A 23,724-nucleotide genomic window follows, 5' to 3' on the forward strand; every position below is an offset into this window, starting at 1 on the left:
CGATTTGCGAGAGCCCATTGGCCACAGCGCCTTAAAGCGGCTGTGGCAATAGCGAGCAAGGCGGCTGGCCAGGCTGATCTGGCATGTAGAAAAAGAGATCTGTACAACAAGGAGAGAAAACCATGCCGATGATTCGTGCGGAATTTCTGACTGGCAAGACACAGGAACAGAAGCGGGAGCTTGTGGAGGCGTTGACGCGCGAGACGGCTCGCGTATTGGGCGTGCGTGAGCAGTCCGTCTGGGTGGTGCTGCAGGAAGTGGAGCCGGAAAACTGGGCCGTCGCTGGCACGCCATTGTCAGAGCGCTGAGAGAAGAAGTTTCAACTGGGCACTTGTGCTCAACTATCTGATTCAGAAGGTGTTTTACGAGGCATCAAGATGTTCCACGTGAAACACGCCCTTGGTCTTGGCCCGGCATTGCCAGTCTATGGAAAACCGGCTGAGGCATGACGGAGGCATGACAGAGGGGAGTGGGACGCAAGGCACGGGACGAGCAACGTTCCTGGTAATCCGGAACAAAAAAACGCCGCAGCCATTTCTGGCTGCGGCGTTTTCATTTGCCTGCCCTCTGCTCCACGGCCATGAAGCAGAGCACGGACTCAGTTCTCGAAATCAGCTTCCGAGTAGAGGGTCCGGATACGCAGGGTATGGTCGACGGTCTTGAGCGCTTCGAGCGCTTTCTTGCCGTAGGCCTTGTCGACATCGATGACCACATAGCCGACCGTGTTGTTGGTCTGCAGGTACTGGCCAGAGATGTTGATGCCTTCCTCGGACAGCACCTGGTTGATGCGTGACAGCACGCCCGGGACGTTGTCGTGGATATGCAGCAGACGGTGCTTTTCCGGGTGCGCCGGCAGGGCGACTTCCGGGAAGTTGACCGAGCCGATGGTGGTACCGTTGTCGGAGTAGGTCACCAGCTTCTCGGCGACTTCGACACCGATGTTTTCCTGGGCTTCCATGGTGGAGCCACCGACGTGCGGCGTCAGGATGACATTGTCGAACTCGCGCAGCGGAGACACGAACTCTTCGCCGTTGCCTTTCGGCTCTACCGGGAAGACGTCGATGGCGGCGCCCAGCAGCTTGCCGCTGGAGAGGGCTTCGGCCAGGTCTTCGATGACGACGGTGGTGCCGCGTGCCGCATTGATGAAGACGCTGTTCTGCTTCATCAGCGCGAACTGCTGCTTGCCCATCATCCACTTGGTGGAGGGGATTTCCGGCACATGCAGCGTGACGATGTCAGCGCGCGCCAGCAGCTCTTCCAGGCTTGCCACCTGACGGGCATTGCCCATGCCGAGCTTGGTGACGGCATCGTAGTAGATGACGTCCAGGCCCAGGGATTCGCTGAGCACGGACAGCTGGGAGCCGATGCTGCCGTAGCCCACGATGCCCAGCGTCTTGCCGCGGACTTCATGGCTGTTCTTGGCGGATTTCATCCACTGGCCACGATGTGCCTTGGCGCTCTTCTCCGGCACGCCGCGCATCAGCATGATGGCTTCGGCCAGTACCAGCTCGGCGACCGAGCGAGTGTTGGAGTAGGGCGCGTTGAACACGGGAATACCGCGCTTCAGTGCGGCTTCCAGGTCGACCTGGTTGGTGCCGATGCAGAAGCAGCCGATGGCGGTGAGCTTCTCGGCAGCGGAGATCACGCGCTCGTTGAGCTGAGTGCGGGAACGAATGCCGATGAAGTGCACATCGCGGATCTTCTCGATCAGTTCTTCCTCGGCCAGCGAGGTCTGAAGCAGTTCGATGTTGGTGTAACCCGCGTTGAGGAAATTATCCACGGCGGATTGGTGGACACCCTCGAGCAATAGAATCTTGATCTTGCTCTTGTCCAGGGACGTCTTGGCCATTGTCGGATCAACCCTCTCGCCGGTCATGCCGGCGTTTCTGTTCGTTTGGTCTTTTTCATGACCTGCTGGCGTGTCACACCTCAAGAAAATGCCAGAGAAACAGCGGGGCGTGCTGTCAACAGGGGAGCAAAGAATATCACAGCCGACGGGGCCTCCGGATGAAATGTCCGCGTGCCGGGCATGAAAAATTCACAGCACAGCCGTTTGATGTGACTCTTCCTCCGTGCGCAGGGGGTGGGCAGCGTCGTGAAGCCCTTCGGGTTATACTGGCGCTCCACACAGAGACACCGGGCCCGCCCGGTCGGATGAGCGAGAGCACCCATGGCCGAAAAGGAAGTGCCACAGGATTTCGCCGCCACCCTGGCCCGTCTTGAAGGGTTGGTGACGCGGCTCGAGGCTGGCGACATGTCGCTGGAAGCGTCACTGGGCGCTTTTGAAGAGGGCGTGAGCCTGGCGCGCGAGGCGCAGCAGCGGCTCGACAGTGCCGAGTTGCGCCTGCAGGCATTGGTGGAAGGCCCGGAGGGAGCGCTGACGCCCACGGCGTTTACGGCGCCCGATGCCGCAGGCAGCATGGCGGGTGAAGCGGACGAGGAGAAGGACTGGTGATGTCAGGTGGATTGAATACGCAAGTCACGCCGACTGCATCGCAGGCCAGCGAGCTGATCCGCTCTGGACAGGCGCGCAGTGAGGCCGTGCTTGAGGCGTTGTTGACTCCCGGCAGTGCGGCGGTGAGTGAGCGTCTCGAGGACGCCATGCGCTACAGCGTGCTGGGTGGCGGCAAGCGTCTGCGTCCCGTGCTGCTGTATGCGGTGGGTCGTGCCCTGGGCTGCGATGAAGAGGCCGCTGACCGCGCTGCGCTGGACGCGGCGGCAGCGGCGCTCGAATTGGTGCATGCCTATTCGCTGGTCCATGATGACCTGCCGGCCATGGACGATGACGACCTGCGGCGTGGCCGTCCCACCGTGCATCGCGCCTTCGATGAGGCGACCGCCATTCTCGCGGGCGATGCCCTGTTGACGCTCTCCTTCGAAGTGATGGCGACGACCGGCCATGTACGGACACCTGCCCTGGTGCGTACCCTGGCCGAGGCCTCCGGGCGGCGCGGCATGGTGGCCGGTCAGGCGCTGGATCTCGAGGCGGTCGGGCAGTTCCGTGAGGTAGAGGCGCTGTCACGCATGCATGCCTACAAGACCGGCGCGCTGATTCGCGCTGCGGTCCGTCTGGGCGGATTGGTGGCAGTCGACGAGCAGGATTCGCGTCTTGCTGCCCTGGAGCGCTACGCTTCGGCTATCGGCCTGGCCTTCCAGATCCAGGATGACATCCTGGACGTGACGGGCGACACCGCAACGCTTGGCAAGACGGCCGGTGCTGACGCTGCGCGCGACAAGCCGACCTATCCCTCGCTGCTTGGACTCGAAGGTGCTCAAGAGCGAGCAGGTCAGCTACTGCAAGAGGCCCTGGATGCCCTGGCACCGTTGGGAGAGGCCGCAGAGCCACTCGCGGTGCTGGCGCGCTACATGATCGAGCGAGACCACTGATTCCTGACGCCTATGAAGCTGTTTGACGAGATACCTCAGGCGCGCCCCGCGACGCCACTGCTCGATGCGGTCGAGACACCTCAAGCGCTGCGCGCCATGAGCGCGGCACAGCTGCGCCAATTGGCTGACGAACTGCGCGCCTACCTGCTGTACAGCGTCGGCTGTACCGGCGGGCACTTCGGTGCCGGGCTCGGTGTGGTCGAGCTGACCGTGGCACTCCACCATGCGCTGGAAACGCCCCATGACCGTCTGGTGTGGGACGTGGGTCATCAGGCCTATCCGCACAAGATTCTGACCGGCCGTCGTGAAGCCATGTACAGCATGCGCCAGTACAACGGCCTGTCTGCCTTCCCCAAGCGTGCCGAGAGCGAGTTCGACACCTTCGGAGTGGGCCATTCCAGCACCTCGATCAGTGCGGCGCTGGGCATGGCGCTCGGCGCCCGCACGGCGGGTGAGTCACGGCGTGCCTGTGCGGTGATCGGCGATGGCGCCCTGACGGCTGGCATGGCGTTCGAGGCACTGGCGCATGCCGGGCACGTGAAGGCCAATATGCTGGTCGTGCTCAACGACAACGAGATGTCGATCTCCGAGAACGTCGGCGGCCTGGCAAGCTATCTGGCACGTATTCTGGCCAGCAAGCCGTATACCCAGATGCGCGCCAACGGCAAGCGACTGCTGTCGCCCTTGCCGGGTGCGCTGGAGCTTGCCAAGCGTACCGAAGAGCACATGAAGGGCTTCATCAGCCCGGCGACGCTGTTCGAGGAGATGGGCTTCAACTACATCGGCCCCATCGACGGCCATGACCTGCCGGCGCTGGTGCAGACGTTGCGCAACATGCGTGATCTGGATGGCCCGCAGTTCCTGCATGTGGTGACGCGCAAGGGCAAGGGCTTCCTGCCGGCGGAGCGTGACCCGATCGGCTATCACGCCATCACCAAGCTCGAGAAGGCAGCGCCTCAGGCAGCCGAGCAGGCGCCTGCCGTCACCGACGCGCCGGCTCCCAAGCCGCAGAAATACTGCAGTGTCTTCGGCAACTGGCTGTGTGATGCCGCCGCCGCGGATGCGCGCGTCATCGGCATCACGCCGGCCATGCGGGAAGGCTCGGATCTGGTGCGCTTCTCGAAGGAATATCCTGATCGCTACTACGATGTCGCCATCGCGGAGCAGCACGCGGTAACAGTGGCAGCGGGCATGGCCTGTGAAGGCATGAAGCCGGTGGTGGCGATCTATTCCACCTTCCTGCAGCGTGGCTATGATCAGCTGATCCACGATGTCGCGGTGCAGAAACTGGACGTGACCTTTGCCATCGATCGTGCCGGTCTGGTCGGTGAAGACGGCCCGACGCATCACGGCAGCCTGGACATGTCATTCCTGCGCTGCGTGCCGGAGCTGGTGTTGATGGCGCCGGCCGATGAAGCCGAGTGCCGTGGCATGCTGAGCGCGGCACTGGCCCACCCCGGGCCGGCTGCGGTGCGCTATCCGCGCGGTACCGGGCCGGGGGTGGCCACCGATGCCGACCTGACGCCAATGGCCATCGGTCAGGGGGAATATCGTCGTCGTATCAGCGGCAGCCCCGAGGTGCGTGTCGCCATCGTCGCCGTGGGCAGCATGAACACGCCGGTGGCCGAGGTCGCCGAGGCGCTGGACGCGACCCACTTCAACCTGCGCTCCATCAAGCCGCTGGACCGCGAGGCACTGCTCGAGATCGCCGCGGAGCATGACCTGGTCGTGACCGTCGAAGAGAATGCCATCGCGGGTGGCGCGGGAGCCGGCGTGGCCGAGCTCTACCTGAACGCGGGACTGGCTCAACCCATGTTGCTGCTGGGGCTGCCGGATGGCTTCGTCGAGCATGGCAAGCCGGTCGAGCTGCTGCGTGACTGCGGTCTGGATGCCGCCGGCATCCGCGCCAGTATCGAGGCACGCCTCGGCAGCTGATCCTGGCGACATGCAATACCGAAACGCCTGTGGATGACTCGAGAGTTCGAGCTGTCCACAGGCGTTTTTCGTTGCGTGACTGCCTGCGCCGAGACGGCGAAGGATGCATGGAAACTCCGCGACTTCCCGCCCATGCTGGTTGACCATCAAGCCCTCTGCTCAAGCAGCCAGGGCCTGGCTGGCGCGAAAGCCGTCGCTTGCGTCAGTCACCACCGCAACGCCACGGAGTGCGCCCGACCATGTTGACTCTCTACAGCTATCCGAATTCCCGCTCGCTGCGGGTCGCCTGGACGCTCGAGGAACTGGGGCTCGATTACCGGATTCATAGTCTGGATCTGAAGGCCGGTGAGGGGCACAGCCCTGAATACCTGGCCATTCATCCCGATGGCAAGGCGCCAGCCCTGGTGGATGGTGAGCTGGCCCTGTTCGAGTCCAGTGCCATCTGTCGCTACCTGGCGGCGCGAGAAGGGCGTCTGCTGCCACAATCGCTGGCCGGGCAGGCCCAGATGGATCAATGGCTCAGTTTCCTGACCACCGAGCTTGAGCAGCCGCTGTGGACATTGGCCAAGCACACCTTCGCGCTGCCGGAGGACCAGCGCTGTGATGCCATCAAGCAGACAGCGCAGTGGGAATTCCAGCGTGCTCTCAAGGCACTTCAGCGCCGCTTCGATGGCCAGGGCTGGCTGGTGGCCGATGAATTCAGTGTCGCCGATATCTTCCTCGCCCAGACCCTCAGCTGGGCGCAGATGGCCGGGCAACCTCTGCCGGCCGTGCTTGAGCAATGGGGCGAAGAGGTGCGGGCGCGTCCTGCCTGCGAGCGGGCCCGCCAGCGCGAGCAACAGGCCGCCGAGGAGCATCAGCAACACTGAGCCCTGTTGCCGGAACCGTCATCGAACGCCGCCACAGGCCAAGCTGACGGGCTGACCTGTCCTGCATATCCTGTAGTGAAGCTTAGAGAGCGCGCTGAGAGCTCGCACACGCCACGAGGCGCCATCCTGATATCAGGGTGGCGCCTTTTGCGTTTCTGGGCCTCAGAGACGCTTGCAGGGCGCCTGACGAGGTTGAGAGGTCGCCTTGCTCGTTCAGCGGCGTCAACCGTCTGAGGCGCGCCCCAGGCTGTCTGATGGCGGGCTGACTCAGGTCGGTTCGAGGCAGGTCTGTTCGAGACAGTGCGGTGCGCCAGGGCGGCGCGAGGCAGGCCATCGATTGAGGATGGGTTTCAGCCATCAGGCGCTGAATGATGCGCTTTTGAGTCTTTTGCGTATCTGTTCATGATTCGGTAATTGGTTGTTTTCGTAATGATGGTCAAGTGTTGATCTTGATGAGGTCGAGGGAAGCACTCATGCGTTGTGAGTGGCGACATATCCGATGAAAATCATGGGGTTGAGAGGTTTATTAGATTTTCATGACATGATATTGATCAAATCGGGAGCGATGATCGCATCTTTCCTATTTTGCGCATCACTCAATGATTCGATATGTGGTTTATTGCGGATCTTTTTGATAAGATGTTGGTGAAAATATCAATGGGAATAACAACTTATGTGGATCTGGCAGCAGCCTGACTGGCCACGGGGGCGGTTGGAGGTCATGCCCTTGATGGGGCAGTTGGCGGCGACCCAGGCGGTGATGTCGCCGCTGGTCGCTCAGGGGCAGAATCTCTATCCCCGACAACGCCTGCGTCTCGAGGCGACGCTCCTCAGCGAAGAGATGGAAGCCAGTGCCCAGCTGTCCGGCGTGGTGCTCGGGCGGGCGGCGTTGCGTGATGCGCTGTATCAGGCGCTGGGGCTGGAGTCCGGCCATCAGGAGTCACCGCGCGGGCCGGCGCCTGGTGTCGACGTCTTCGTGGATGTGACGCTGGAAGTCGTGCGCACGGCATTCCAGCCGCTGACCCGCCAACAGGTGCTCGAGTGGCATCGGCGTCTGGGGCCTTTCCTGCCGCGCAGCAGTGGTCAGCCACTCGGGGCATGGCGCGAGGCGCGCTACGAGGCGGTCAGCGGTCGTTACGGTCTCAAGCGCTTGCGTTATCGCGCTCCGGCGGAGAACCCCGATGCGTTGGACCGGGAGCTGGATGTCTTCTGGCAGCGTCTGGCGACGGAAGAACCGGATGTGGATAACTCAGGGGTGTTGAATGCCCTGCAGCTGCATGCGCACTGGCAGGCGCTCGCACCGCTGGCCTTGGGCAACGGCTTGATCGGGCGCTTGCTGCTGATGCGCTGGCTGACACGAATCGATGCCCTGGCCGCGTTGCAGCAGCAGGGCGAGTTTGTCGGCAAGGCCGCCGAGCGCTGGGAGTCGGAAGCGCTGGAGCAACTCTGCTGGCGCCGCCAGGCGCTGTTCTCGGTGGTGCTCGAGCATCAGGACGAATTGCGCGAGCTGGAGCAGCGTTATCTCGGCAAGCCCCAGACCTCGGCCAGCGGCCATCAGCTGCCGCCGCAGCTGGACCGCGCGCTCAATGGTGAGGTGGAGGATGCAGCGCCCGGTGACATGAATGTCTGGGCCGAGTGGTGGCTTTTGCGTCTGCGCGACGCCGGTCGTCGGACGGCCTTCCATTACCAGCGCGTCCAGCGTGCCGAGCGACTGTGGCTGGAGCACGCGCGTACGCCGCTGAATGCCCGCCAGCGCGAGCTGGTACTGACATTGTTGGAGCGAGATGACGAAGAGGGCGTGGGGCGCGCCGAATACCGTGCCCTGGTCGATACCTCCGACCCTACCGCCGCCCGCGATCTCGCCGACCTGACCGCCAAGCAGGTACTGGAAAGCTACGGTGTCGGGCGCGGTACCCGGTATCGCTTGCCGGTCTTTTCCCCTAAGGGAGATAGCCCCGCAGGAAGATAGCGCCACAGGAAAATAGCTCCTCAAGAAAACAGCGCTGTGAGGGATGAGCCCTGAAGCGTCAAAAAATCGCGAAAAAAAGCGGGAAGGGTCATGACGACCCTTCCCGCTTTTTTGAGGTGGCTTGCCGGTGTGCTCAGTGCCGTGTCCTCAAGCCGGTGTGCTCAAGAGCGCCGGCTAGCGTGGCGGCCCCGATCACGTCATACGGAATACGGCAGCACTGCGGTATAGATGGCGAAGAAGTGGCAGGTACTGCCGCCAAGCACGAACAGGTGCCAGATGGCGTGGTGATAGCGCAGGCGCGTCATCAGAAAGAAGATCACGCCCAGGGTATAGGTGATGCCGCCGGCGACCAGCAGAATGAGCCCCGTCTCGGAGAGCTTCTCGACCAGCATCGGCGAGGCGAACACGATCAACCAGCCCATCAGCAGATAGACGCTCACGCGCAGGGCGCTGAAGCGTTCAGGCCAGCGCAGCTTGAGGAAGATGCCGCCCAGTGCGAGCGACCAGATGATGGCGAACAGCGTCCAGCCAGTCGGGCCGCGAAGATTGACCAGCAGGAAGGGCGTATAGGTGCCGGCGATCAGCAGATAGATGGCGCAGTGATCCAGCAGCTGGAAGGCATATTTCAGGCGTGGATGACGGATACCGTGATAGAGCGTCGAAGCCGCATACAGCACCACCAGGGTCAGGCCGTAGAGGCTGACGCTGACGATCTTCCAGGGGTCGACTTCGGCAGCGAGGCTGGCCATCACGATCAGCACGATCATGCCGACGAGGCCCATGACGGCGCCGATGCCGTGGCTGGCGCTGTGCAGCCATTCCTCCAGCCGGGTATAGAGAGCAGGCGTCGCGGAGGTGTCGCGTGAATCCGCGTCATCGGCAGGCGATGCGCTGGAAGAGGGGGATGCCTGAGGAGGTGTCGAGGCGAGCCGTGTTGACGAAGGCTGTGATGACTGAGGTTGCGATGAAGAAGGCTGTGATGATGCAGCCGTTGAGTCCTTGCGCATGGCGATGTCTCCGGCGCGGGTTCGACTCCAGCCTACTCCCTGGCGGGTGATGTCGTCATGTCACGCTCGCTGCGCCAGCCAGTCAATTTGCCTATATAAAGGAAGGGGAGCCAATCAGGCTCCCCCTTTGCGTGGCTACTCGCTGCGCTCGATATCCACGTCGCTTGCCTGGGTGAAATCGTCCAGTGCCATCATGTGGCCCAGCTTGCCCGCCTTGGTCGAGAGATAGTGCTCGTTGTGCGGATTCAGGCCGGTGGTGATCGGCTGGCGCTCACTGATGGTGACGCCATCACGCGTCAGGGCATCGACCTTGCGCGGGTTGTTGGTCATCAGCTTGAGAGTGCTGACGCCAAGATGCTCCAGCATCGGCACACAGATATCGTAGCGGCGCATGTCAGCCCCGAAGCCGAGGCGCTCATTGGCTTCGACGGTATCGGCGCCGCCATCCTGTAGCTCATAGGCGCGAATCTTGTTGAGCAGACCGATGCCGCGGCCTTCCTGACGCAGATAGAGCAGCACGCCGCGGCCTTCGGCGGCAATGCGCTTGAGTGCTTCCTGCAGCTGATAGCCGCAGTCACAGCGCATCGAGAAGAGGGCGTCGCCGGTCAGGCACTCGGAATGCACGCGGCCCAGCACCGGCGCGCCGTCATCGATGTCGCCCAGGGTCAGGGCGATGTGGTCCTTGCCGGTGGTCTCATCCTCGAAACCGTGCATGGTGAAGGTCGCCCAGGGCGTTGGCAGCCGCGAGGCGGCGATGAATCGAATGGTCACTGTTCACCTCGAACGCCCGGACAATCGCCGGGCTGAAAAAGCGCGGGCATGCGGTGGTCCGGCAATGTCTCGATGAGTCGCTCGAGATACCGGCGGCCAGCATGCAGTCATGTGGCGAGTTTACCAGTCTGTGGCCGATGACTCATCGCTCTGTATGGAAAAGCGTTGTTGCCGCCACCACCACAATGGTCGGATGACGCCAGCAAAGGAACTATAAAGGCGGGGCGATTTGCCAATGCATTTGTTGCATCACCACGATGGGCGGGATTTTTCTCAGGCTCTGATAGAATGCCGAGACATTCCCCGAGCTGATGTGTGATTCCGATGACCTTGAAGAATGATCGCTTCCTGCGCGCGCTGGCCCGTCAGCCGGTCGACCGTACTCCCGTCTGGATGATGCGCCAGGCTGGCCGCTATCTGCCGGAATATCGCGAAGTCCGCGGTCAGGCCGGTGGCTTCATGGACCTGTGCATGGACACCGCGCGTGCCTGCGAGGTGACGCTGCAGCCGCTGGAGCGCTTCCCGCTGGATGCCGCCATCCTATTCTCCGACATCCTGACCATCCCGGATGCCATGGGGCTGGGCCTTTACTTCGAGACTGGCGAAGGCCCGAAATTCCGCAAGACAGTGCGGACTGCCGAGGAAATCGCGGCGCTGAGCGTGCCGAATGTCGAGCGTGATCTCGATTACGTCATGCGTGCCGTGTCCACCATCCGCCGTGAGCTGAACGGCCGCGTGCCGCTGATCGGTTTCTCCGGTAGCCCGTGGACACTGGCCACCTATATGGTCGAGGGCGGTTCCAGCAAGGACTTCCGTCATGTGAAGGGCCTGATGTATTCCAATCCGGAAGCCATGCATCAGTTGCTCGACACCCTGGCGCAGGCCGTCACCGACTACCTGAACGCCCAGATTGCCGCGGGTGCTCAGGCGGTGCAGATCTTCGATACTTGGGGCGGCACCCTGTCCACGCCGGCCTATCTCGAGTTCTCGCTGCGTTACATGGAACAGATCGTCGCTGGCCTCAAGCCGGACAGCGAAGGCAACCGTGTGCCGGTGATCCTGTTCACCAAGAATGGTGGCCAGTGGCTCGAACACATCGCCGCCACCGGCTGTGATGCCGTCGGCCTCGACTGGACCACCGAGATGTCCAATGCGCGTGAGCGTGTCGGCCATCGTGTGGCTCTGCAGGGCAACCTGGACCCGAATGCGCTGTTCGGTACGCCGGCCGCCATTCGTGCCGAAGTCGGGCGTATCCTCGACAGCTACGGCCAGGGCCCGGGCCACATCTTCAACCTCGGTCACGGCATCAGCCAGTTCACCGACCCGGGCAACGTCAATGCCCTGATGGACGCGCTGCACGAGCTGAGCCCGGCCTACCATCAGGATGACGCCGCCAATGCGACACCGGTCGCCCGCGGCTGATGGGAGAGCCCGTCATGGTCTTCTCTGCTGCCACCCCTGTTGCTGCCTATAGAAGGTGGCAAGTAGCAGTGCAGCAAGCAGAAGGGTGCCGGGCAGCGGGGGTGTCAGCATGACGCCGGTCGAGCAGCGTCTCATTCCGCGCCGCGGTTGGGCCTTCGTGGCGCTGCTATGCCTGTTGCTGATCCTGTTCGGCACGCTCTCCCCGGGCGTGCCGCATCCGGAGCAGTCCTTCCCCTGGGACAAGCTGCAGCATTTCTCCGCCTTCGCGTTGCTGGCGCTGACGACACGGCTGGCGGGCTTGACCAGCTTGATCATCCTGCCGGTCCTGCTGCTGCTGGGCGTCGCCATCGAATGTCTGCAGCTGGCGATTCCCTATCGCGGCGCTGAGGTGCTGGATGCGCTGGCGGACCTCGCCGGCATCCTCATCGGGCTGGGAGTGTTTCAGTGCGTCAGGCTGATTCTCCATCTGGTCCGCCTCGGGCCGGCCTCTCGTTGAGCCTCTCCCCCGGGCCGCGTGTCATCGATATGCGGCCTGTCTGAAATTGTCATGCATCAACACTTTCCACTCCGGCCGTCTTTGGCTATGGTGCAGCGCCTGCGCCATGTTGGCGCTTGCCCGGCATGTCGCGTATCACGACATCACGCCGCGTGGTCGTCATGCGGGCCGTGAACTGCCGGCCTGACGCTGGCGCAGTGCTGATTGGCGCAATTTCCGATGGCCATCGTGCCGTCTCTATCCATACCTTGATATCCCGTCTGTGATATCCAATGCGAGGGTCCCCCATGACCGAACGTCTCGATGGCTCCTGGTTTACCGAAATCTTCGATCGCCACGGCAGCGCCTTCTCGCTCAAGGTCAGCCACAAGCTGCATGACGAGCAGACCCCTTATCAGCACCTCGAAGTCTATGCCACCGAGACCTACGGCAACCTGATGGTGCTGGACGGCTGCGTGATGCTGACTGACCGTGACAACTTCCTCTATCACGAGATGATGTCGCACCCGGCGCTGTTCGCTCATGCAGACCCCAAGCGTGTCGTCATCATCGGCGGTGGCGATTGCGGCACCCTGCGTGAGGTGCTCAAGCACCCGGGCGTGGAGAAGGTCACCCAGATCGATATCGATCCGGCGGTCACGCGTGCCTCCGAGCAATTCTTCCCGGCGCTGGTCGAGTCCAATGACGACCCGCGTGCCGAGCTGCTGTTCGAGGATGGTGTCAAGTGGGTCGACAACTGCCCGGACGAGAGCATCGACGTGCTGATCGTCGATTCCACCGACCCGGTCGGCCCGGCGGAAGGTCTGTTCAAGACCGACTTCCTCAAGCGCTGCCATCGTATCCTCAAGCAGGGCGGCCTGATGGTGCAGCAGAGCGAGTCCCCGCTCTATCACACCGATTCCATCATCAAGGACCTGCGCAACGACATGGGCGAAGCGGGCTTTGATAGCGTCGCGACCCTGCCGTTCCCGCAGCCGGTGTATCCGTCCGGCTGGTGGAGCTGCACCCTGGCGGGCAAGAGCTGTGACGTGAAGTCCTTCCGCGAGGAAGATGCCGCTGCCGCCACCTTCGCGCGTGACTTCTATACCGTCGAAGGCCATCGCGCCGCCCTGGTGCTGCCGCCCTTCATGCAGCGCCTGCTGGAGAAGTGATCTGCATGCACCTTGCGGTGGCAAGGGAGTCCCATCAGGCACGAAAACGTGCCTGATGGGATGAACAAGCGTTGAGTCAGGCAGACCGAGACATTGGTCGCAATCTGCCACTCGCGCCACATCGCTGCACCGCCAACGGCCGTTTCGCAATGAAACGGCCGTTTTTATTTTGCACCGATATGAGGCGAACTGGTCTCGCCATGAGCCTAACTGCGCGGCAATCGCGCGGAATGATCCGCCGCCCCACCCCGAGGCTTTGGCCTATATCACTGGGTTTTAGCGCTTTTTTCAGCGTTGAACGCAGCGGATCACGCGATAGGCGGAAATTGGAACGCGGCTTGCTATTGTCGGTAGGTGCCATGCAATGCATTGCACCACTTCTGACTCGAGGCTGATCGAGCGGACTCCAGACTTTCGCGAGGGAATCACGATGCATAACAACAAGAAGCCACTGCTGATCGCTAGCGCCGCTGTCCTGGCCGCCTCCATGGCGACAGGCGCCAGTGCCGCGACCCTGGATAGCGTCAAGGAAAAGGGCTTTGTCCAGTGTGGCGTCAGCACCGGCTTGCCGGGCTTCTCGGCACCGGATGACGCCGGTAACTGGCAGGGCCTCGATGTCGACGTCTGCCGCGGCGTCGCGGCAGCCGTGCTGGGCGATGCCAGCAAGGTGCGCTATGTACCGCTGACGGCCAAGGAGCGTTTCACCGCGCTGCAGTCCGGCGAGATTGATGTCCTGTCCCGCAACACCACCTGGACGGCGACCCGTGACACCTCACTGGGCCTCAACTTCGCTGGCGTGAACTATTACGACGGCCAGGGCTTCATGGTCAGCAAGGACCTGGGCGTCTCCAGTGCCAAGGAGCTGGACGGGGCAGCCGTCTGCATCCAGTCCGGCACCACCACCGAGCTCAACCTGGCGGACTATTTCCGCCTGAACGACATGTCCTTCGAGCCGGTCGTCTTCGATACCTCTGACCAGACCGTCAAGGGCTTCGAAGCCGGTCGTTGTGACGTCCTGACCTCCGACCAATCCCAGCTCTACGCGCTGCGTATCAAGCTCTCCGATCCGGCATCCGCGATGGTACTGCCGGAAGTCATCTCCAAGGAACCGCTGGGCCCCGTCGTCCGTCAGGGCGATGACCAGTGGTTCAACATCGTCAAATGGACCCTGTTCGCCCAGATCAACGCCGAAGAGATGGGGCTGAGCTCCGACAACATCGAAGAGAAGAAGTCGGACACCAACCCGAACGTCGCGCGCCTGGTCGGTGCTGATGGCAACTACGGGGAAGCCATGGGGCTGCCGGCTGACTGGGCCTATCAGGTCATCAAGCAGGTCGGTAACTACGGTCAGATGTTCGAGCGCAACGTCGGTACCGGTTCCGCACTGGGGATCGAGCGCGGCTTGAACGCACTGTGGACCGATGGCGGCGTCCAGTACGCCCCGCCGGTTCGCTGATGCGCGGGCTCGCCCTGTACTTCGGGTGGGCCTTGCCCCTCATGACAGGCTGAGCAAGGACGCTGGCCAGGGGAAGTGAGCGTCTTGCTCCACTTCCTCTGGCCAGCGTCATGTGGGGCCCAGCCTGTTCCTCGTGACCCTTTCATCGAGTGCCGAGAGATAACTGATCTGCCGTTCGATAGGACGGCAGGCGGAAATCGCATAGCTTTCCGGCGGAGATTGCCTGTATGACACAACCTGCTTCTCGCCCGCCGGCCACGGTCAAGCCGCCATTCTGGCGTGACCCGGCCAAGCGGGCACTGATCTTCCAGCTATTGATGCTGGCAGGCGTGTTCGGTGTGTTGGCGATCATCGTCAGCAATACCCTGACCAACCTCGAAAGCCGTGGCATCACCACCGGCTTTGCCTTTCTGGACAACACCGCAGGCTTTGGCATCCTGCAGAGCCTGATCGACTATTCCGAGCAATCCACCTATGGCGATACCTTCATCGTCGGCCTGCTCAATACCTTGTTGATATCCGCGCTGGGTGTCATCGCCGCGACCGTGATCGGCTTTGTCATGGGGGTCGCGCGTCTGTCCCCCAACTGGCTGATCTCACGGCTGGCGGCGGTCTATATCGAAGTCTTCCGCAACATCCCGCTGCTGCTGCAGATCTTCTTCTGGTATTTCGCCGTCCTGAGAACCCTGCCGAGTCCGCGTGGCTCGCTGTCGCTGGGCGAGGCGTTCTTCCTCAATGTTCGCGGTCTGTTCGTGCCGGCCCCCATCACCTCCAGCGGTTTCTCGGTGGTGATTGCGGTGTTCGTGCTGGCCGTCGTCGCCAGCGGCATCTTCAGCTACTGGAACCGCCAGCGTCAGGCCCGTACCGGTCAGCGCCTGCCGGCAGGCTGGATCTCGCTCGGTCTGATCATCGTGGCGCCGCTGCTGGCCTACTTCGCGATGGGCATGCCGCTGAGCTGGGAGCTGCCGGAGCTCAAGGGCTTCAACTTCCGTGGCGGCATCACGGTCGTCCCCGAGTTCCTCGCCCTGTGGGTCGCGCTGTCGGTCTACACCGCAGCCTTCATCGCCGAGATCGTGCGTTCCGGCATCGAAGCGGTACCGCACGGCCAGACCGAAGCGTCACGGGCGCTGTCGCTGTCCGGTGGCATGACACTGCGTCTGGTGGTGGTGCCGCAGGCGCTGCGCGTCATCATTCCACCGCTGACCAGCCAGTACCTGAACCTGATCAAGAATTCGTCACTGGCCACGGCCATCGGCTATCCCGATCTGGTCTCGGTCTTCGCGGGTACCACGCTCAACCAGACCGGTCAGGCCATCGAGGTGATCGCCATGACGATGCTGGTCTATCTGACCATCAGTCTGCTGGTCTCCATGTTCATGAACTGGTTCAACGCCCGCATGGCGTTGGTCGAGCGCTGAGGGTCTGCCCATGTCGATTGAAAAGACCCTGTCACGGGTCACCGAGAAGATGATCGATTCCCGTCCGGCGCCGAGCGACAGCATCGGCGCGGTGGCCTGGTTGCGCAGCAATCTGTTCGCCGGACCGATCAATACGTTGTTCACGCTGTTCGCGCTGTATCTGGTCTATCTGCTGGTGGTGCCCAGCCTGCAGTGGGCGCTGATCGATGCCAGCTGGAGCGGCACCTCACGAGAGGACTGCACGGGGGAGGGCGCCTGCTGGGTCTTCATCAGTGCGCGTCTCGATCAGTTCATCTACGGCTTCTACCCGAGCGAGGAAACCTGGCGGGTCGATATCGTCTTCGCCGTCTTTGCGGCCCTGATCGCCTGGCTGGCGATTCCGAAGCTGCCGGCCAAGGGCTGGGTCGCCATCGTCAGCCTGGCGGTGTTCCCCTTCATCGCCTACTTCCTGCTGCATGGCGGCAGCTTCGGCCTCGAGATCGTCGGTACCCACGAGTGGGGCGGTCTGATGCTGACACTGGTGCTGGCGGTGGTGGGTATCGTGGCGGCACTGCCGCTGGGGATCCTGCTGGCGCTGGGGCGTCGCTCCGAGATGCCGATCGTGAAGAGCATCTGTGTGGTGTTCATCGAGTTCTGGCGCGGTGTGCCGCTCATCACGGTGCTGTTCATGGCCTCGGTGATGCTGCCGCTGTTCGTGCCTGGCGAGGTCAATCTCGACAAGCTGGTGCGCGCGCTGATCGGCATCACCCTGTTCCAGAGTGCCTACATGGCGGAAGTGGTGCGTGGTGGCCTGCAGGCGATCCCGAAGGGACAGACCGAGGCCGGCATGGCGCTGGGGCTGGGCTACTGGCGCAACATGGGGCTGATCGTGCTGCCCCAGGCGCTCAAGCTGATGATTCCCGGCATCGTGAACACCTTCATCGCCCTGTTCAAGGACACCTCGCTGGTACTGATCATCGGGCTCTTCGATCTGCTCGCCATCGTGCAGGCCGGTCTCGCCGACCCCAAATGGCTGGGCTACTCCATCGAGGGCTACGCCTTCGTGGCGCTGGTCTTCTGGGTCTTCTGCTTCAGCATGTCGCGCTACAGCCAGTATCTCGAGCGCCTGCTGCATACCGGTCACAAGAAGCGCTGATCACGGCGCCAAGGAATCTTCATCATGACAACGACAACATCCGCCTCGCAGGGCAACACCGGCGCCGATGAGCGCCCGATGATCGAGCTCAAGGGTCTCAACAAGTGGTACGGCGACTTCCACGTGCTGCGTGACATCAACCTGAGCGTGCGCAAGGGCGAACGTATCGTCATCTGTGGCCCTTCGGGCTCCGGCAAGTCGACGATGATCCGCTGCATCAATCATCTCGAGGAGCATCAGGAAGGCGATATCGTGGTCAATGGCATGCCGCTGACCCAGGACATCAAGCAGATCGAGGCGATCCGTCGCAACGTCGGCATGGTGTTCCAGCACTTCAACCTGTTCCCGCATCTGACGGTGCTGGAGAACTGCTGTCTGGCGCCGATCTGGGTGCAGAAGCGGCCGCGCCGCGAGGCGGAAGCGGAAGCCATGAAGTACCTGGAGCGCGTGCGCATTGCCGATCAGGCCCACAAGTTCCCCGGTCAGCTTTCCGGCGGCCAGCAGCAGCGTGTCGCGATCGCGCGCTCGCTGTGTCTGAGTCCGGAGGTGATGCTGTTCGATGAGCCGACCTCGGCGCTGGACCCGGAGATGATCAAGGAAGTGCTGGATGTCATGGTCGAACTGGCCAATGAAGGCATGACCATGCTGTGCGTGACCCACGAGATGGGCTTCGCCAAGACCGTCGCCGACCGCGTCATCTTCATGGATCAGGGCCAGATCATCGAAGAGAACGCGCCGGAGCCGTTCTTCAACAATCCGCAGTCCGAGCGGACCCAGCTGTTCCTCAGCCAGATTCTGGGGCATTGAGGCCACGGACTGATCGGATGCTGTAAGCCGTAAAAAGACAACGCCCCGCGTGATTTCCATCATGCGGGGCGTTTTCGTGTGTGAGTCGCAAGGCAATAAGCGGGCGCTCACTATCATCTCGCTCCTCTGGATAAAGAGGCTCGTTTAGAGGCTGGGCTCGGTGCGGCGTACTTCGCTGCTGTGGGTATCTGGCAGCTCTTCATCGCTGCCCAGGCTTGGCTCCTGCGGCTTGGCCGCGGCCTTGGGCGATGCAGCGGCAGGTGTATCGGCAGATGTCGCCGCCGCCGCCGTGGCAGCGGGGGCTTCTTCGCCTTCGCGCGGCCAGGTGACGCTGCGCGGCTTGCCGACCCAGCTGTCGTCATTGTCGTGCACCGCCGGGCGGCGCGAGATGGAGCGCGTCACAAGCGCCGCGGCATCCAGGGTGTGATTGCCCCCGCGAATGCTCAGCAGGTGATGCGGCGCCATCAGCAACTCGAACAGCAGGCGCGTCATCACGAAGGCCAGCAGGAAGCCGCCGACACCTTGCGCCAGTACCGGCCACTGCGCGACCAGCGAGTTGTCAGGCCCGATGGGTGTCAAGTGCTGCAGCGTCCAGCCGCTGGCAGCCGCCAGCAATCCCAGCTGCAGCATCAGGTGAGCGGTGACCAGCACGCGCCGGGGCAGCGGGCGGCGCATCAGGAGCAGATTGCGCATCGAAACTTCTCCGAGAAAAGACCACAGGATGAGGGGAGCGGTGGCAGACGGGCAGGCGGCACCCCGCGTTGGGCGGATGTTAGCACGCACTTCGCCATCGACGTCATGTCCGGGAGTCGCGACGCCAGTGTCGGTTCCGGCAACGATGGAGGAGCGTTGCATGTGGCTGGCGGGGTAAAGGAAAGGCCGGGCATGCCGATAAAGAGGGCGGCACGTACCGATGATGACGCCGGTACACCGCATGCCTGCATGCCTTGCCACCGAGGGGCAGACCGACGCGCTCTGCGCTGGCGCCCCCGGCCCCCTTCCCGATGGATTTGAACCAAGGAGTGGCGATGTTTGCCTCGTTACGTGCGCGCATCACGTTAGCCTGTGTGGCGATAGTGCTGGTGGCGCTGGTGGTCGTCAGCAGCCTGAATGCCTGGACCACGTTCCGCAATACGCATGCCGATGAGAGCGACTACCAGCAACAGTTGCTGAGATCGAACGCCGCCCAGCTGAGCCAGTGGTTCAGCGTGCATATCAACGCGGTGAGCGGCATCGCGGCCAGTAGCCTCGAGAACTTCCCCGATGCCGCCTTGACCCAGGCGATGAAGCAGGGCGACTTCAGCAAGACCTATGTCGGCTTCCCGGATGGTCGCTTCCGTTACTTCGATGGGCGCCCGGGGCGGGCAGGTTATGACCCGCGCCAACGTGGCTGGTATCAGGCGGCGGTGGCGACCGGCAAGCCCGTCATCACGGCGCCCTATGTCGGTGCCACCAGTGGCGAACTGGAAATCAGTGTGGCGGCGCCGGTCTATCGCGGCTCACGGCTGGTCGCCGTGGTCAGTGGTGATCTGCCGCTGGCGTTCATCACCCGAACGGTTGCCGAACTCTCGCCGACGCCCAACAGCTTCGCCTTCCTGATCGATGATACCGGCACGCTGATCGCCCACCCGGATGATGCCCTGGTGCTCAAGCCGATGAGTGCACTCGCATCGGCGCTGACGCCCGAGACCCTGGCCAGCAGCAATCGCCTGGTGGCCGCCGGCCAGTCGGCACTGGAGGTCGATATCCAGCAGCGTGACTACCGCATGTTCAGTGCCGAGCTGGATTCGGCAGGGCTGGGAGACACCGGCTGGCGTCTGGCGCTGGCCCTGGATGTGGCCGACTCGGATGCACCGCTTTATGCCCAGCTGTGGACCACGCTGGCCATGACGCTGCTGGTGTTGCTGGGGGCGGCCGCCGTGATGTCGTGGATCGCCAGCCGCAGTCTGCGCGGCCTGGCGCTGGTGCGTGATGCGCTGGTGGATATCGCTGCAGGCGAGGGCGATCTCACGCGGCGCATTCAGGTCAGCGGGCGTGATGAAGTCGCCGAGATCGGCAATGCCTTCAATCGCTTCGTCTCGACCCTCAATGGCGTGCTCAGCGAGATTCGTCTCGCCAGTGGCGCGGTGCAGACCGCCGCCGCCGAGATCAGCCAGGGCAGTCAGGATCTGTCGTCACGTACCGAGCAGGCGGCGGCCAATCTGCAGGAAACCTCGGCCTCGATGGAGCAGATTTCCGGCACCGTCGCCCAGTCCGCGGACTCCGCACATGAAGCTGACGGGCTGGCCAAGTCGGCCAGTGAGGTCGCGCGTCGCGGCGGCGAGGTGATCGGAGAGGTCGTCACCACCATGCAGGGCATCGATGACGACTCGCGCAAGATCACCGAGATCGTCAGTGTCATGGACTCCATCGCCTTCCAGACCAACCTGCTGGCATTGAATGCCTCCGTCGAGGCGGCACGCGCCGGCGAGCAGGGACGTGGCTTCGCGGTGGTGGCCGGTGAGGTACGTACCCTCGCCCAGCGCTCTTCCGAGGCCTCGCGGGAAATTGCCACGCTGATCAGCTCCGCCAACGAGCGCACGCGCAATGGTGCCGAACAGGTCAGGGTGGCCGGCAGCACCATGAACGAGATCGTCGCCAGCGTCATGCGTGTCAGTGAGGTGATCGGCGAGATCAGCCATGCCACCCAGGAGCAGAATCACGGTGTCGGACAGGTCTCCAGCGCCGTGGCCGAGCTGGACCAGGTGACACAGCAGAATGCGGCGCTGGTCGAGGAATCCGCCGCGGCAGCGGATGCGCTCTCCGAGCAGTCGGCGCGTCTGGCCGAGATGGTGGGCCGCTTCCGTCTGGATGGCCCTGCACAGCCGCCCGCAATGGCGCCGCGCAGCGCAGGCACCCTGTCCGCACAGGGCTCCAGTCCCCGCGCTGTCAGACCCGTCGCATCGGAGGAGCTGGATTGGCAAGCCTGGTAAGGCCGCCAGCATGCGAGCCTGTCAGTCGCCAGTGACACGCACCAAACGCCAGGGCCGCCCTTCGGGGCGGCCCTGGCGTTTTTGGGTTATCTGCTTTCCTGTCGACCTTCAGGCGTCGGGCTGGCGGGGTGGTGTGCGGGAAATGAGCGGCAAGGGTTGAATGTGCGCAAGGGTGCCAGCATGTAGTCAATTGAAAGCGAAGCGATGATCGTCATTCTTCATCAACGACGCCTCACGAGAGACAGGGAGTGTGTAAATGGTTACTTACATCGTTGCTGCCGACGCCGCACGTGCACGTATCTTTGCCCGTGCCGCTGGCAAGGTCACCGAAGTGGAAAGCCTCGTACATCCTGAAAGCCGCCAGCATACCGGTGACCTGAGAACCGGTGGCAAGGGTGAATCCAGCGGCGGGCACGGCAGCCTGCATCAGACTGGCGATGATGGCGCGACCTCTGACAAGCATCAGGACTTCTTCGCCAAGGAAGTCGCGCAATACCTCAAGCAGACGGCCAATGACGGCAAGTTCGATCAGCTGATCATCGCCGCCGCGCCCAAGTTCCTGGGGGCGCTGCGCGACAAGCTCGACAAGCCGGTCGCCAAGCTGGTGACGGAAACCGTCGACAAGGACCTCTCCCACGAGAGCGCTGATGAGATCAAGGCACGTTTCACCGGCCTGACCCACTGATCACACCCCCGTCATCCAGAGACCAGGACGCCGCCAGCGGAAACGCTGGCGGCGTCTGTGTGTGAGTGCTCGCTATTCTTGTGAGCCTCATGACGTGAGGAGGTAGTGCCATCAGGCTCGGTTGCTGAAGGCCGTGCATGTGCGAATTACGGTACCTGCGGCAGGATGATCTCGTCACTGCGTGAGGCGCTGCCGCTCAGGTTGCGGCAACCGGCGACGAATTCGCGCATCGCCTGGGTGATGAAGCGATCACGATGGTGGACGAAGCGATAGGCGCGCGTCAGCTCCAGCCATGGAGTGGGCAGCTCGACGAGGCTGCCGCGCCGAAATGCATCTCTCAGCGCGAGGCGCGAGATGCAGCCGATGCCGAGCCCCGCTTCCACGGCACGCTTGATGGCTTCGGTGTGTTCCAGCTCCAGCATGATGTCGAGGCGCTGGGAGACGCTGGTCGAAGGCCCGTCCAGATGTGGGCGCAATGCCTGCTCGAAGGTGCCGCGTGTGCCGGAGCCACGCTCGCGCATGATCCAGCGAGCCGCCAGCAGGCGCTCAAGCGTGACCTCACCCTGTGCCAGCGGGTGTGACGGCGCACAGAAGATGCTCAGTCGATCACTGACCCAGTGGGTCGCCTCCAGCAGCGGGTGCTCCACCTCGCCTTCCACCAGCCCGATGTCCAGTTCGAAGTGCACCAGCTTGTCGATCAGCTGATGGGTGTTGTGCACGTGCAGCTCGACGCGGCTGGCGGGGTGATGATGCAGAAAGTCACCGATGATCTGAGGCGCCAGATAGTTGCCGATGGTCAGCGTTGCGCCGATCTCCAGCGAGCCGGTGGCGTCCTGCTGACCGAGCAGCTGCTCCAGCTCCTCGGCCTGGTCCAGCAGCGCGATCGCCTTGGGCAGCAGCTCACGCCCCAGGCCATTGAGCCGCAGGCGCTTGCCATGGCGATCGAACAGCCGGCAATCGAACTGACGCTCCAGCTCGGCCAGTGCCGTGCTGGCCGCTGATTGCGACATGGCCAGACTGTCGGCGGCCAGCGAGACATTGTCATGCCGCGCGACCGCCACGAAGACGGCCAGCTGGCGAAGGCTGTAGCGCATTCGACCTCCCGGGGCATGCAGTGAAGGGGCAGAGATGAGGAGGCGAAAGTGAACGCAACGCAGGATTCGCCGTCAGAGCGGGCGGACCCTGCACGATCGAGGTTGAAATGCGATTCATTCGCAACCAATATTGGTAAACTAGATAACCTATATCCAGATAAACCATTTAACGCATAACCCTGCAGTGACTACAATCGCTGCATAGTTCATTGGATCATAAGCTGTTATTTGTTTATGCCAATAAAGAATATCGAATTCGAGGGGCCACGCCCCGGGAGGCCATCAGGTGAGCAGTCTGACCACAACCGAAGTCATCGACGTCCATCACTGGAACGATTCGCTGTTCAGCTTCCGCACTCAGCGTGAAGACAGCCTGCGCTTCAAGAACGGCCAGTTCGTGATGATCGGCCTGGAAGTCGAAGGCAAGCCGCTGATGCGTGCCTACTCGATCGCCAGCCCGAACTACGAGGAGCACCTCGAGTTCTTCTCCATCAAGGTGCAGGATGGCCCGCTGACCTCACGCCTGCAGCACCTGCAGCCGGGCGATCAGATCATGGTCTCTCGCAAGCCGACAGGCACGCTGGTACTGGACGACCTGCTGCCGGGCGAGAACCTTTACCTGTTCTCCACCGGCACTGGCCTGGCGCCGTTCCTGAGCGTCATCCAGGACCCGGAAACCTATGAGCGCTATGACAAGATCATCCTGATGCACGGCGTGCGCCATGTCTCCGAGCTGGCCTATGCCGACATGATCGCGGAAGAGCTGCCCAAGCACGAGTATCTGGGCGAAGAGATCGCCGAGAAGCTGATCTACTACCCGACCGTGACGCGCGAGGAGTTCCGCAACCAGGGCCGCATCACGGATCTGGTCGAGAACGGCAAGCTGTTCGAGGATATCGGCCTGCCGCCGCTGGACCCGAAGCGCGACCGCGCCATGATCTGCGGCAGCCCGGCGATGCTCGACGACATCAGCGCCATGCTGGATGCGCGTGGCTTCGCCATCTCGCCGAAGATGGGCGTGCCGGGTGACTACGTGATCGAGCGTGCCTTTGTCGAGAAGTGATCCGCGAGCATCACGCATGAGCGACAAGTGCTGAAACGAAAAAAACCGCAGGCCGATGGCCTGCGGTTTTTTTGTGCTCATGTCACC

Annotated in this window: 21 protein-coding genes; 16 read left to right on the forward strand and 5 right to left on the reverse strand. The window is 62.8% G+C overall.

Translation table 11 applies throughout. The features are described from left to right. Positions 1-122: 122 nt before the first annotated feature. Positions 123-308, forward strand: coding sequence for a tautomerase family protein (locus CLAM6_RS00225; RefSeq protein WP_043331603.1), 186 nt, complete (start codon positions 123-125; stop codon positions 306-308). 290 nt (positions 309-598) lie between these two features. Here CLAM6_RS00225 and serA read toward each other — a convergent pair whose 3' ends face one another. Further along, positions 599-1,849 (reverse strand): phosphoglycerate dehydrogenase, encoded by a 1,251-nt coding sequence (gene serA / locus CLAM6_RS00230; RefSeq protein WP_043331602.1) that lies wholly within the window; start codon positions 1,847-1,849, stop codon positions 599-601. Between the two features lie 321 nt (positions 1,850-2,170). Here serA and xseB point away from each other — a divergent pair, with 321 nt between their 5' ends. The 5 genes from xseB (at position 2,171) to CLAM6_RS00255 (ending at position 8,160) form a co-directional block, all read left to right on the forward strand. Further along, a complete protein-coding gene (gene xseB / locus CLAM6_RS00235) occupies positions 2,171-2,455 on the forward strand; it encodes an exodeoxyribonuclease VII small subunit (RefSeq protein ID WP_043331600.1) in 285 nt (94 codons plus the stop codon). After that, positions 2,455-3,387, forward strand: a complete 933-nt coding sequence (locus CLAM6_RS00240) for a polyprenyl synthetase family protein (RefSeq protein WP_054556401.1) — start codon at positions 2,455-2,457, stop codon at positions 3,385-3,387. The genes xseB and CLAM6_RS00240 overlap by 1 nt, the downstream gene beginning before the upstream one ends. A gap of 12 nt (positions 3,388-3,399) precedes the next feature. Beyond that, positions 3,400-5,322: a 1-deoxy-D-xylulose-5-phosphate synthase gene (gene dxs, locus CLAM6_RS00245; protein ID WP_054556402.1), complete on the forward strand. Its 1,923-nt coding sequence runs from the start codon at positions 3,400-3,402 to the stop codon at positions 5,320-5,322. Positions 5,323-5,561: 239 nt separating this feature from the next. After that, positions 5,562-6,191 carry a glutathione S-transferase family protein gene (locus CLAM6_RS00250; protein ID WP_153635019.1) on the forward strand — a complete coding sequence of 210 codons (630 nt, stop codon included), beginning with the start codon at positions 5,562-5,564 and terminating at the stop codon, positions 6,189-6,191. A 673-nt stretch (positions 6,192-6,864) separates the two neighbouring features. Then, entirely contained in the window at positions 6,865-8,160 is a 1,296-nt protein-coding gene (locus tag CLAM6_RS00255) for a DUF4172 domain-containing protein (protein ID WP_153635020.1), read from the forward strand. Between the two features lie 197 nt (positions 8,161-8,357). Here CLAM6_RS00255 and trhA read toward each other — a convergent pair whose 3' ends face one another. After that, positions 8,358-9,167, reverse strand: a complete 810-nt coding sequence (gene trhA, locus CLAM6_RS00260) for a PAQR family membrane homeostasis protein TrhA (protein ID WP_153635021.1) — start codon at positions 9,165-9,167, stop codon at positions 8,358-8,360. A gap of 135 nt (positions 9,168-9,302) precedes the next feature. Next, positions 9,303-9,938, reverse strand: a complete 636-nt coding sequence (gene ribA, locus CLAM6_RS00265; RefSeq protein ID WP_043331593.1) for a GTP cyclohydrolase II — start codon at positions 9,936-9,938, stop codon at positions 9,303-9,305. A gap of 324 nt (positions 9,939-10,262) precedes the next feature. Between ribA and hemE the strand changes: the two genes are divergently transcribed. The 7 genes from hemE (at position 10,263) to CLAM6_RS00300 (ending at position 17,823) form a co-directional block, all read left to right on the forward strand. Further along, complete coding sequence (gene hemE, locus CLAM6_RS00270) at positions 10,263-11,360, forward strand: uroporphyrinogen decarboxylase (protein WP_043331592.1); 1,098 nt, start codon at positions 10,263-10,265, stop codon at positions 11,358-11,360. Positions 11,361-11,469: 109 nt separating this feature from the next. Beyond that, a complete protein-coding gene (locus CLAM6_RS00275; protein ID WP_153635022.1) occupies positions 11,470-11,856 on the forward strand; it encodes a VanZ family protein in 387 nt (128 codons plus the stop codon). A gap of 287 nt (positions 11,857-12,143) precedes the next feature. After that, the gene (gene speE / locus CLAM6_RS00280; RefSeq protein ID WP_153635023.1) at positions 12,144-13,007 is read left to right on the forward strand and encodes a polyamine aminopropyltransferase; all 864 of its coding nucleotides are present in this window, start codon (positions 12,144-12,146) and stop codon (positions 13,005-13,007) included. 430 nt (positions 13,008-13,437) lie between these two features. Further along, positions 13,438-14,463 carry an amino acid ABC transporter substrate-binding protein gene (locus CLAM6_RS00285; protein ID WP_153635024.1) on the forward strand — a complete coding sequence of 342 codons (1,026 nt, stop codon included), beginning with the start codon at positions 13,438-13,440 and terminating at the stop codon, positions 14,461-14,463. Positions 14,464-14,690: 227 nt separating this feature from the next. Then, a complete protein-coding gene (locus tag CLAM6_RS00290) occupies positions 14,691-15,881 on the forward strand; it encodes an amino acid ABC transporter permease (protein WP_043331589.1) in 1,191 nt (396 codons plus the stop codon). A gap of 10 nt (positions 15,882-15,891) precedes the next feature. Next, on the forward strand, positions 15,892-17,016 hold the full coding sequence (locus tag CLAM6_RS00295; RefSeq protein WP_043331588.1) for an amino acid ABC transporter permease: 1,125 nt from the start codon (positions 15,892-15,894) through the stop codon (positions 17,014-17,016). Between the two features lie 78 nt (positions 17,017-17,094). Next, positions 17,095-17,823, forward strand: coding sequence for an amino acid ABC transporter ATP-binding protein (locus CLAM6_RS00300; RefSeq protein WP_043331784.1), 729 nt, complete (start codon positions 17,095-17,097; stop codon positions 17,821-17,823). A gap of 144 nt (positions 17,824-17,967) precedes the next feature. Here CLAM6_RS00300 and CLAM6_RS00305 read toward each other — a convergent pair whose 3' ends face one another. Continuing rightward, entirely contained in the window at positions 17,968-18,516 is a 549-nt protein-coding gene (locus tag CLAM6_RS00305) for a hypothetical protein (protein WP_153635025.1), read from the reverse strand. A 335-nt stretch (positions 18,517-18,851) separates the two neighbouring features. Here CLAM6_RS00305 and CLAM6_RS17860 point away from each other — a divergent pair, with 335 nt between their 5' ends. After that, on the forward strand, positions 18,852-20,795 hold the full coding sequence (locus CLAM6_RS17860; RefSeq protein WP_242007716.1) for a methyl-accepting chemotaxis protein: 1,944 nt from the start codon (positions 18,852-18,854) through the stop codon (positions 20,793-20,795). A gap of 256 nt (positions 20,796-21,051) precedes the next feature. After that, complete coding sequence (locus CLAM6_RS00315; RefSeq protein WP_043331587.1) at positions 21,052-21,480, forward strand: host attachment protein; 429 nt, start codon at positions 21,052-21,054, stop codon at positions 21,478-21,480. A gap of 146 nt (positions 21,481-21,626) precedes the next feature. On the opposite strand, the gene CLAM6_RS00320 is transcribed toward CLAM6_RS00315, so the two are convergent. Then, the gene (locus CLAM6_RS00320; RefSeq protein WP_107335730.1) at positions 21,627-22,574 is read right to left on the reverse strand and encodes a LysR family transcriptional regulator; all 948 of its coding nucleotides are present in this window, start codon (positions 22,572-22,574) and stop codon (positions 21,627-21,629) included. Between the two features lie 286 nt (positions 22,575-22,860). Here CLAM6_RS00320 and CLAM6_RS00325 point away from each other — a divergent pair, with 286 nt between their 5' ends. Then, entirely contained in the window at positions 22,861-23,637 is a 777-nt protein-coding gene (locus CLAM6_RS00325; RefSeq protein WP_043331585.1) for a ferredoxin--NADP reductase, read from the forward strand. Positions 23,638-23,724: the final 87 nt, after the last annotated feature.

Source organism: Cobetia sp. AM6, assembly GCF_009617955.1.
GTDB classification, from domain to species: domain Bacteria; phylum Pseudomonadota; class Gammaproteobacteria; order Pseudomonadales; family Halomonadaceae; genus Cobetia; species Cobetia amphilecti.

Coding starts and splice junctions, on each gene's coding strand:
- CLAM6_RS00285 (WP_153635024.1), top strand. CDS start 13,438: ATGCATAACAACAAGAAGCCACTGCTGATCGCTAGCGCCGCTGTCCTG.
- CLAM6_RS00240 (WP_054556401.1), top strand. CDS start 2,455: ATGTCAGGTGGATTGAATACGCAAGTCACGCCGACTGCATCGCAGGCC.
- CLAM6_RS00305 (WP_153635025.1), bottom strand. CDS start 18,516: ATGCGCAATCTGCTCCTGATGCGCCGCCCGCTGCCCCGGCGCGTGCTG.
- CLAM6_RS00320 (WP_107335730.1), bottom strand. CDS start 22,574: ATGCGCTACAGCCTTCGCCAGCTGGCCGTCTTCGTGGCGGTCGCGCGG.
- serA (WP_043331602.1), bottom strand. CDS start 1,849: ATGGCCAAGACGTCCCTGGACAAGAGCAAGATCAAGATTCTATTGCTC.
- CLAM6_RS00290 (WP_043331589.1), top strand. CDS start 14,691: ATGACACAACCTGCTTCTCGCCCGCCGGCCACGGTCAAGCCGCCATTC.
- CLAM6_RS17860 (WP_242007716.1), top strand. CDS start 18,852: ATGTTTGCCTCGTTACGTGCGCGCATCACGTTAGCCTGTGTGGCGATA.
- dxs (WP_054556402.1), top strand. CDS start 3,400: ATGAAGCTGTTTGACGAGATACCTCAGGCGCGCCCCGCGACGCCACTG.
- trhA (WP_153635021.1), bottom strand. CDS start 9,167: ATGCGCAAGGACTCAACGGCTGCATCATCACAGCCTTCTTCATCGCAA.
- CLAM6_RS00255 (WP_153635020.1), top strand. CDS start 6,865: ATGTGGATCTGGCAGCAGCCTGACTGGCCACGGGGGCGGTTGGAGGTC.
- hemE (WP_043331592.1), top strand. CDS start 10,263: ATGACCTTGAAGAATGATCGCTTCCTGCGCGCGCTGGCCCGTCAGCCG.
- speE (WP_153635023.1), top strand. CDS start 12,144: ATGACCGAACGTCTCGATGGCTCCTGGTTTACCGAAATCTTCGATCGC.
- CLAM6_RS00275 (WP_153635022.1), top strand. CDS start 11,470: ATGACGCCGGTCGAGCAGCGTCTCATTCCGCGCCGCGGTTGGGCCTTC.
- xseB (WP_043331600.1), top strand. CDS start 2,171: ATGGCCGAAAAGGAAGTGCCACAGGATTTCGCCGCCACCCTGGCCCGT.
- CLAM6_RS00225 (WP_043331603.1), top strand. CDS start 123: ATGCCGATGATTCGTGCGGAATTTCTGACTGGCAAGACACAGGAACAG.
- CLAM6_RS00300 (WP_043331784.1), top strand. CDS start 17,095: ATGATCGAGCTCAAGGGTCTCAACAAGTGGTACGGCGACTTCCACGTG.
- CLAM6_RS00295 (WP_043331588.1), top strand. CDS start 15,892: ATGTCGATTGAAAAGACCCTGTCACGGGTCACCGAGAAGATGATCGAT.
- CLAM6_RS00250 (WP_153635019.1), top strand. CDS start 5,562: ATGTTGACTCTCTACAGCTATCCGAATTCCCGCTCGCTGCGGGTCGCC.
- CLAM6_RS00315 (WP_043331587.1), top strand. CDS start 21,052: ATGGTTACTTACATCGTTGCTGCCGACGCCGCACGTGCACGTATCTTT.